At 46.6% G+C, this 7,501-nt stretch carries 10 protein-coding genes; 7 read left to right on the plus strand and 3 right to left on the minus strand.

What is annotated here, in order from left to right:
- Nucleotides 1-2: 2 nt before the first annotated feature.
- From R7Z10_RS16795 to R7Z10_RS16825, 7 genes are read left to right on the plus strand one after another with little or no spacing between them, the layout of a single operon-like run.
- Nucleotides 3-602: a GspH/FimT family pseudopilin gene (locus R7Z10_RS16795; RefSeq protein WP_017635010.1), complete on the plus strand. Its 600-nt coding sequence runs from the start codon at nt 3-5 to the stop codon at nt 600-602.
- On the plus strand, nt 589-978 hold the full coding sequence (gspI, locus tag R7Z10_RS16800) for a type II secretion system minor pseudopilin GspI (protein ID WP_017820691.1): 390 nt from the start codon (nt 589-591) through the stop codon (nt 976-978). The genes R7Z10_RS16795 and gspI overlap by 14 nt, the downstream gene beginning before the upstream one ends.
- A complete protein-coding gene (gspJ, locus tag R7Z10_RS16805; RefSeq protein ID WP_047103742.1) occupies nt 965-1,642 on the plus strand; it encodes a type II secretion system minor pseudopilin GspJ in 678 nt (225 codons plus the stop codon). Before gspI ends, gspJ begins: the two co-directional genes overlap by 14 nt.
- Nucleotides 1,635-2,645: a type II secretion system minor pseudopilin GspK gene (gene gspK, locus R7Z10_RS16810; RefSeq protein WP_005382999.1), complete on the plus strand. Its 1,011-nt coding sequence runs from the start codon at nt 1,635-1,637 to the stop codon at nt 2,643-2,645. Before gspJ ends, gspK begins: the two co-directional genes overlap by 8 nt.
- Complete coding sequence (gene gspL / locus R7Z10_RS16815) at nt 2,614-3,816, plus strand: type II secretion system protein GspL (RefSeq protein WP_047103744.1); 1,203 nt, start codon at nt 2,614-2,616, stop codon at nt 3,814-3,816. The genes gspK and gspL overlap by 32 nt, the downstream gene beginning before the upstream one ends.
- A gap of 7 nt (nt 3,817-3,823) precedes the next feature.
- Nucleotides 3,824-4,315: a type II secretion system protein M gene (locus R7Z10_RS16820; protein WP_047103746.1), complete on the plus strand. Its 492-nt coding sequence runs from the start codon at nt 3,824-3,826 to the stop codon at nt 4,313-4,315.
- Between the two features lies 1 nt (nt 4,316).
- Entirely contained in the window at nt 4,317-5,078 is a 762-nt protein-coding gene (locus R7Z10_RS16825) for a type II secretion system protein N (protein WP_047103748.1), read from the plus strand.
- A 292-nt stretch (nt 5,079-5,370) separates the two neighbouring features.
- Here the strand turns inward: R7Z10_RS16825 and cysQ are convergent, their stop codons facing one another.
- The 3 genes from cysQ to nfuA form a co-directional block, all read right to left on the minus strand.
- The gene (gene cysQ / locus R7Z10_RS16830) at nt 5,371-6,198 is read right to left on the minus strand and encodes a 3'(2'),5'-bisphosphate nucleotidase CysQ (RefSeq protein ID WP_005379308.1); all 828 of its coding nucleotides are present in this window, start codon (nt 6,196-6,198) and stop codon (nt 5,371-5,373) included.
- Between the two features lie 44 nt (nt 6,199-6,242).
- A complete protein-coding gene (gene nudE / locus R7Z10_RS16835; protein WP_005379309.1) occupies nt 6,243-6,812 on the minus strand; it encodes an ADP compounds hydrolase NudE in 570 nt (189 codons plus the stop codon).
- 176 nt (nt 6,813-6,988) lie between these two features.
- Nucleotides 6,989-7,501: Fe-S biogenesis protein NfuA (gene nfuA, locus R7Z10_RS16840; protein WP_318080821.1), on the minus strand; the 513-nt coding region annotated here is incomplete at its 5' end.

Raw genomic sequence — 7,501 nt, forward strand, 5'->3', positions numbered from 1 at the left:
AAATGCGAAAACATAACGGTTTTACATTGATAGAAATTCTATTGGTGCTGGTTTTGCTATCTCTTACGGCTGTGGCCGTGATCTCGACGTTACCGACTAGCCAAAAAGATCTTTCCAAACAGTATGCTCAAAGCTTTTTTCAGCGTTTACAGCTGCTCAATGAAGAAGCGGTGCTGAGCGGTAAAGATTTTGGCGTTCGAGTGGATGATGCCAAATCGACCTACGCTCTACTGAGTTTAACCTCAGAAGGTTGGCAGCCTCTGAAATTAAAGCAGATTCCGAGCAAAACCAAGCTAGAAGAAGATATTACGCTACAACTCGAGCTCGGAGGTGGTGCTTGGGATAATGATGAGCGCTTATTCAAACCAGGTTCTCTTTTTGATGAAGACATGTTCGCAGAAGAAGAGGACGAAAAGAAAATTGAGCCACCGCAAGTGTTTATCTTTTCCAGCGCCGAAGTCACGCCATTTACCCTGTCTTTTTTTCCGCAAAATGGTGATGCCTTTAATGACGGTTGGCGAGTCATTGGCAAAGAAAGTGGACAAATTTTGTTATTAGCTCCGGGCGAAGAAGTGAAAGAGGATGAGAATGCGCAATTTTAAGCAAGCTCACCCAAATTTGAGTCATCGCCGGACGAGAGGCATGACCTTACTGGAAGTATTGGTCGCACTGGCAATTTTCGCCACCGCTGCCATCAGTGTCATTCGCTCCGTGAGCCAGCATATTAATACAATCAGTTATTTAGAAGAAAAAATGTTTGCAGCCATGGTTGTGGATAATCAGATGGCAAATGTGATGTTGAATACCGGAGAACTCAAAGCGAAAAACGGCACAGAAGAGCTGGCAGGACGCACTTGGTTCTGGAAAGTCACGCCAGTCGCCACGACGCAGCCATTGCTGAAAGCATTTGATGTGAGCGTCTCGGTAGAGAAAAGCGCGAGCCCTGTAGTAACGGTACGAAGCTATGTGGCGCAATAATAATCCCCGCGCAAATACGCGCCAAAGGGTAAAAGGTTTTACACTTATTGAAGTGTTGGTATCGATTGCCATCTTTGCCAGTTTAAGTGTCGCTGCGTACCAAGTGGTATCGCAAGTACAGCGTAGCAATGCGCTATCACAAGAACGAACCCAACGCTTAAACGAAATTCAGCGTGCCATGGTGATGATGGATAACGATTTTCGTCAAATGGCGATGCGTCAAACACGTACTAATGGTGAAGAGCCTGCTAGCCGGCTAATTTTTTGGTCCGATTACCTGTTGGACTCCGATACCAAAGGACTGATGTTTGCCCGTTTAGGTTGGCACAACCCTCAGCAGCAGTTCCCTCGTGGAGAAGTAACCAAGGTTGGCTATCGCTTAAAAGAAGAAACACTGCAGCGAGTATGGTGGCGCTATCCTGATACGCCGGTTGGGCAACAAGGTACTGTTACTCCATTGCTAACGCAGGTCGAGTCATTTGATATGCGTTTCTATGATGGTAAGCAATGGAAAAAAGAGTGGGCTGAAGAAAAAGCGCTGCCGAAAGCGGTTTCTGTTGTTCTCACTCTCAAAGACTATGGAGAAATTGCCCGCACTTATCTCACTCCTGATGGCACATTGAGTCAGAAAGAGGAAAGTTCAGGAGACAGCAATAATGGTTAACCGTCAGCGCGGTGTTGCTTTGATTATAGTGTTGATGTTGCTGGCGATTATGGCGACGGTTGCCGCCAGCATGTCGGAACGTTTGTTCTTACAGTTTCAGCGAGGCGCTAATCAAATCAATTACCAGCAAGCGTACTGGTACAGCCTTGGCGTCGAGGCGCTAGCAAAAGTGGGTATCGAACAAAGTTATAAAGACACCGACACGATTAATATGAGTCAACCGTGGGCGATAAAAGAGCAAGTCTATCCGTTAGATTATGGTCAAGCGGCGGGACGAATTAGAGACAAGCAAGCGTGCTTTAATCTAAATGTATTGAGTCGTGTGCAACCAACGGGTCAGCAAATTACAAGACCATATTTAGTGAATGTATTGCAGCGCCTATTAGAAGAGTTGGATGTCGAGCCATATCAAGCAGAAATCATTGCAGACTCTACTTGGGAATACATTGATGCTGATGACTCTGTCCGTTCGACTACTGGGGTTGAAGACAGCACATATGAAGCGATGAAACCTTCCTATTTGGCATCAAATGGTTGGATGGCAGATGCTTCCGAGTTACGGGCTGTCTATCAGGTGAGTGGTGAAATTTTCCAAAAATTGGAGCCGTTGGTCTGTGCATTGCCAAGTGATGACTGGCGTTTAAACGTGAATACGATTGATGTTGAGCAAACTCCGATTTTGGTGGCAATGTTCTCACCAAACTTAAGCAGTAGTGATGCGATTCAGCTAATTGAAAAACGCCCATTTGATGGGTGGGATAGCATTGATGAATTTTTAGCAGAGTCAGAAATGGCTGGCTTAAGTGAAGATGTAAAGAAAAACGCCAAAGGCTATTTGGGTGTGGATAGCGCCTTTTTTGAATTGGATGCACAAGTGTTGGTGGATGAATCACGTGTACGTATCCGAAGCCTTTTGCAAAGTACAAATAGAGAAACGGTGACCGTAGTTCGCCGTCGTTTTGGAGGGATCAGTGAGCGAGTTTCTGACCGTTCGGCTGAGTAGCGAACAACAAAGTACCATTCCTTGGGTGGTGTGGTCGACAGATCAACAGGAAGTGATTGCTAGCGGTGAAATCGCCGGGTGGGAACACTTAGATGAATTGGTCTCATATGCTGGTCAGCGCCAAGTTGTGGCGCTGTTGGCGAGTAATGATGTGGTCCTGACGCAAGTGGATATACCGCCTGGTGCAACACGCCAATTCGAGGCGATGTTACCGTACTTAGTGGAAGACGAAGTTGCTCAGGACGTTGATGGCCTGCACTTTAGCGTGTTGGGTAAACAAGCGGATAAAGCGCAGATTTGCGCAGTTGAACGTGCTTGGATTCAGACTGTACTGCAACGTTTCTCAAGCCAAGGTATCGCCATTAAACGCATTTTACCCGATGTGCTTGCGTTACCGGTTCGTGGAGATCACAGCAGTGCTGCAATGATTGGCGAGCAATGGCTAATTCGTCACTCTGCGACAGAGGGCGCGGTTGTCGACGCTTCTTGGTTAGACCTTTACCTCTCTTCTTATCTACAAAATCATGAAGGTTGGAAGCTCGATTGCTATAGCTCGGTCCCGGAATCTGCGTTACCTGAAATATGGGAGCCGCAACCAGAAGAAATGACGATGGCTTTACTGGCGAAGGGGGTGACAGAAAGCAAAGTCAATTTGCTGACTGGGATCTTCAAGCCGAAATCTTCTTGGGGTAAATACTGGAAGCTCTGGCAAAAAGCCACCATTGCTGCGGGGGTGCTTATTGTCGTCATGGTTGCGCAGCAGTTGCTCGTGGTCCACAAGTACGAAGCACAAGCTCAAGCGTATCGTGAGGAGAGTGAGCGTATTTTCCGCCAAGTGTTCCCAAATAAAAGACGCATTCCTACCGTTAGTTACCTCAAACGACAAATGGATGATGAAGAGCGCCGCTTATCTGGTGGAGGTGGTCAGCAGGCAATGTTGTCATGGTTGGCGGCATTACCCGCGACGCTTGGTCAGGTCAGCGACTTGGAGATCACTAGCTTTAAATACGACGGACAACGTGGCGAAGTACGTATTCAGGCTCGTAGTTCAGACTTCCAACCTTTTGAGCAGGCTCGTGTGAAATTGGCAGAGAAGTTTAATGTTGAGCAAGGTCAGTTGAACCGTAGCGATAACGTTGTGGTTGGCAGCTTTGTTTTGAAGCGTTTGTGAGGTGATGATGAAAAATTTAATTTCTCAAGCTCAGGTTTGGTGGAGCAGCATCTCGCAGCGTGAGCAGCGTTTGGTCATGGGATGTGGCGCTATTGCCGTTATCGGTATTATTTATTGGGGTTTATTACAACCAATGAGTCAAAGTGCGGAGCTAGCTCAGTCACGTATTCAAAGTGAAAAGCAGTTGCTAGCTTGGGTACAAGATAAAGCGGATGGTATCACTGCACTGCGAAAAAGCAGCGGTGTGAGCTACTCTAGTCAACCGTTGAATCAGTTAGTTTCTTCTTCAGCTCGTCGTTATAAAGTTGAGTTGATTCGAGTACAACCTCGTAATGAGAGCGTTCAAGTGTGGATCAAACCACTCGCGTTTAATCAACTAGTGGATTGGTTACGTTACTTGAAAGAGCAACAGGGTATTGAAGTCGAATTTTTAGATATCGACCGAACAGAGCAAGCGGGCATGATCGATGTAAACCGCCTTCAGTTTAAGCGAGGTTAAGGTGAAGCGAGCAGTACTTTACGTTGTTATCTTTATCGTCTTTTTTTCAGTCAGTCTTTTAATGGGATTACCAGTCTCTTGGGTGTTACAACAAGCACCAACAGTGAGAGGCCTGGACATTCAAGGAGCCAACGGTTCGGTATGGCAAGGTCAAGCTGCTAGTATTCGTTGGCAGCGCCAGAACCTTGGAGAAGTTAATTGGGATTTCCAATGGTCGAGTCTACTGACAGGTAAAGCTGAGTTTGCTGTGCGCTTTGGTCGTGGTAGTGAAATGGACGTTCGTGGGCGCGGTTTTGTCGGCTATAGCTTAAGTGATGGCCCTTATGCCAAAAACTTAGTTGCCTCGATTCCGGCGGTAAAAGTTGTTGAGCAAGCGCGCCTCCCTGTGCCTGTTGGTGTTGATGGGCAGCTTGAGCTGAATATTCGTCATGCGACTTATGCTGCGCCTTGGTGTAAGAACGGTGAAGGCACTTTAGTATGGAATGCCAGTGGTATTCAAAGCCCCGTTGGCAGCTTAGATCTCGGTTCTGTGATTGCCGATATAAACTGTCAGGATAGTGTATTGACGGCAACTGGTGAGCAGAGCAGCAAACAAGTCTCTGCGGCGTTTTCCGCTGAACTGATGCCTAATCAACGGTACTCAACCAAAGCGTGGTTCAAACCTGGTGCAGAGTTCCCATCCAGCATGGGGGAGCAACTGAAATGGTTGGGTAAGCCGAATGCTCAAGGTCAATATGAGTTTAATTACCAAGGGCGCTTCTAACCTATCGTGACAAAATCCAATATCTTAAAAGAGCTGCTATTGTGCAGCTCTTTTTGCTTTTGGATCATCGTAAGCTAAAACCTCTATTCGCTGTACATTGGGAATGAATGGAAATTTAAAGCCATGATTTTTAATTGATTTGTTTTCTTTCGTTCAGCTTTACAGGCAATTGGAACATAGTAGGCCAAATACTCCAAGTGCTGTACAGAAGGTCAAAAAGAAAAGGCCACGAAGATATTCGTGGCCTTTCTATTGCTAGAATTTTGTGCTCTAAATTTTACCGATAGGGCGCTTAATCTTTGCGTTGTAAAATCTCATTCCAAGGTAAATCCGCATCACCAAGAACAATAAAGTTCGGGTTTTCTAGTGTTTCCCGCTCGTTATATGACAGCGGTTCTAATTGCGTGCTGAGAATACGTCCGCCAGCTTCTTCAACAATGCATTGTGTCGCAGCGGTGTCCCACTCACCTGTTGGACCTAGTCGGAGATAGCAATCTACCGCCCCTTCCGCGACGAGGCATGCTTTCAATGCTGCAGAACCGAGCGGTATTAAGTCGTAATTCCAGGCGCTGCTCATACGGTTAGTAATACGATTGATGTCTTGGCGACGACTAATAGCAATTGCGATGCTTTGCTCTGGCTGTTCGTGTTTGTGTGTATGGATTTTGACGCTGTCCGACATGTCGGGAATTTTCCAGGCGCCTTTGCCATTATAAGCGTAGTAAGTCACGCCAGATACAGGGCCGTAAACGACGCCCATGGTTGGTCGATTGTTGTCGACCAACGCAATAATAGTGGCAAAGTCACCACTGCGAGCGATGAATTCTTGAGTACCATCAAGAGGGTCGACTAACCAATAACGTTCCCACTGAGCGCGTTGCTCTAAGCTTATGTCTGCGTCTTCTTCTGACAACACGGGAATGTCAGGCGTCAGATCACTCAAGCGTTCAGTGATGAACTTGTGAGCTGCAATATCCGCACTTGTTACGGGAGTTTCGTCACTTTTGGTGTAGGCCTCGTATTGCTTCTTTTCATATATTTCGAGGATCATTTGCCCAGCACTGCGGGCAATCTCGATGACTTGAGGAAGTAGGTGAGATAGATCTTTTGTCATTGGCATAAGTGATAGTCCTTACTCACAGTGTTATTCGGTTCTAATGACCGTTATTGGTTATGCTTGTGAGTGGTGTTTGGTAAGTGTTTCAGTGCCAACATTAGCGCTGTGATGCTTCGTGCTTCACAGAAATCCATGTGAGTTAATAACTCTTCGGCTTGCGCAAGTGGCCAACGCACAATTTCCAGTGGTTCAGGCTCATCGCCTTCTTGCTTCTCTGGATAAAGCGCCTGTCCTAAAAATAGAGTCATTTTGCTCGAAAAGTAAGATGGCGCGAGGATAACTTGTTTCAACGGGGTTAACTGATTACAGCCAAAGCCGATTTCTTCTTTTAACTCACGATCCGCAGCTTGGTGTGGTGTTTCTCCTGGGTCAATCAGCCCTTTTGGGAAACCTAGCTCGTAACGTTCAGTTCCAGCGGCGTATTCACGCACCAGTAATAAATCGCCTTGTTCTGTTACAGGGACTACCATTACAGCATCTCGTCCACTTGGCTTCATACGCTCATAAGTACGATGCTCACCATTGGAAAAACGAAGGTCGAGCGCTTCCACAGCAAACAGTTTGGATTTTGCAACCGTCTGGCATGAGAGTATCTCTGGTGGGGTTCGTTTCGGCATGACGCTGGCTCCTTGGTGTCGTTGGCGTTTACGAGATGCGTAAGATTCTTAATATATGAGAACTCCGCCTGAGTTTCTAGCGGATTTTACGAGTCGAGCTAAGCATCTCAGCATCACCTCAGTATCGATACAAAAATGGGAGACCGAAGCCTCCCATTTTCTGACAGTGTTTACTCTTAGTAGTAAGAGTGATCACCACGGTCATGTTCTGTAGCATCACGAACTGCGGTTAGTTCACCAATGAACTGGTTTAGCAGCTCTTTCTCGATGCCTTCTTTTAGTGTTACGTCAACCATAGAACAGCCATTACAACCGCCACCAAATGCAACAATCGCAACACCGTCTTCAGTGATCTCAACCAAGTTTACGTGACCACCGTGGCCAGCAAGTTGTGGGTTCACTTGAGTTTGGATAACGTACTCAACGCGCTCAACCAGTGGTGCGTCGTCCGCAACTTTACGCATTTTAGCGTTAGGTGCTTTTAGCGTTAACTGAGAGCCCATTTTATCGGTAACAAAATCGATTTCAGCGTCTTCAAGGAATGGCAGGCTTAGCTCATCCACGTAAGCTGAAAAACCGCTGTAAGAGAGTTCAGTGTCGGTCGATTCTACTGCTTCTGGTGGGCAGTAAGACACGCCACACTCAGCGTTTTGTGTACCTGGGTTCACAACGAAAATACGAATGTTAGT

The sequence above is a fragment of the Vibrio sp. Vb1018 genome (assembly GCF_033338775.1).
GTDB lineage: Bacteria > Pseudomonadota > Gammaproteobacteria > Enterobacterales > Vibrionaceae > Vibrio > Vibrio alginolyticus.

Excerpts from the sequence above, each read along its gene's own strand:
- R7Z10_RS16795 (WP_017635010.1), top strand. The coding sequence starts at position 3 with ATGCGAAAACATAACGGTTTTACATTGATAGAAATTCTATTGGTGCTG.
- gspI (WP_017820691.1), top strand. The coding sequence starts at position 589 with ATGCGCAATTTTAAGCAAGCTCACCCAAATTTGAGTCATCGCCGGACG.
- gspJ (WP_047103742.1), top strand. The coding sequence starts at position 965 with ATGTGGCGCAATAATAATCCCCGCGCAAATACGCGCCAAAGGGTAAAA.
- gspK (WP_005382999.1), top strand. The coding sequence starts at position 1,635 with ATGGTTAACCGTCAGCGCGGTGTTGCTTTGATTATAGTGTTGATGTTG.
- R7Z10_RS16820 (WP_047103746.1), top strand. The coding sequence starts at position 3,824 with ATGAAAAATTTAATTTCTCAAGCTCAGGTTTGGTGGAGCAGCATCTCG.
- cysQ (WP_005379308.1), bottom strand. The coding sequence starts at position 6,198 with ATGCCAATGACAAAAGATCTATCTCACCTACTTCCTCAAGTCATCGAG.
- nudE (WP_005379309.1), bottom strand. The coding sequence starts at position 6,812 with ATGCCGAAACGAACCCCACCAGAGATACTCTCATGCCAGACGGTTGCA.